At 57.6% G+C, this 899-nt stretch carries 1 protein-coding gene; it reads right to left on the bottom strand.

All coding sequences use genetic code 11. From position 1 onward, the window contains the following. Positions 1 to 9 precede the first annotated feature (9 nt). Positions 10 to 899, bottom strand: an 890-nt coding sequence (locus NKJ11_RS33700) for an IS4 family transposase (protein WP_352795184.1), incomplete at its 5' end; no start/stop codon positions are given.

Raw genomic sequence — 899 nt, 5'->3', positions numbered from 1 at the left:
TAATGCAGTTCACTTAGGCACCTTCAGTGTTCTGACAGGATATTTGGCTGGTAGCTTTTTGACGACACGGGGGCATGATCGCCCCCGTGTTTTTGGGAGGATGAGGTCTCCCAGCCGTTGTCTTAATCGGATGAGGTGTGCGGGTAGTTTTGCTGGCGCTTCGATCGCCATCCACCCCCATTCGTGACGAATGTAGTGCAGGGCTGTGGTGAAGCTCAATTCGGTTGGCTTGACCTCGGCTTCAGAGGCAACCTCGGCCATTTCCAACCGCACCAGATTGTAAGCCAGCAAGGCTCCCCAAACTTCCTGATAAACGGTCTGCGGTGTGCCGCTGCGCAGCGTCAATTCGCTGCCAAGAAGCTCCTGCTTCAGCTCTCGATAGCTGGTTTCGATCCGCCAGCGGTCTTCGTATTGCTGCACGATCTCCTGGGCAGGATAGGCCTTCTTGTCCGTCAATGAGGTGAGCAATATTCGCTTTTGCCCATGCCGGTTGACCGTCTCGATCGCCCGAGCTTCCCAGAATGTCGGCAAGTCGGGCTCGGCCTCGCGTGCTTGCGGCGAGACTTTCATGCGCACCCGATAGTCGGTGGCGTTCTGGTCCAGGCGCTGCCATGCACTGTTGCCTTTGGCCGGCAGGAGCCAATGACGTTGCTTGCCCTTCGATTGAAGCTGCAGCAGCAGGCTGGCGCTGAAAAAGCCCTTGTCGAAGACCGTCAGGGATTGGTCCGGCACTTGGTCGAGCAAGCTCTTGGCATAGAGCATCTCATTCTTGCCGTAGATCCCAAACACCGCATCACGCACCAGGTGCGTGGCGAGCGCCGTCAGGGTCAAGAGCCGTAGCTGCGGATAACTTGCAACAGCGCCGGATGCATAGGCTTGCGCTCCAAAATGCGCGCGGT

This window comes from Mesorhizobium sp. M0243 (genome assembly GCF_040321775.1).
In the GTDB taxonomy this organism is placed as follows: domain Bacteria; phylum Pseudomonadota; class Alphaproteobacteria; order Rhizobiales; family Rhizobiaceae; genus Mesorhizobium.
Note: the sequence above shows the minus strand (reverse complement) of the source record. Positions and strands in the feature narration are given on the sequence as shown.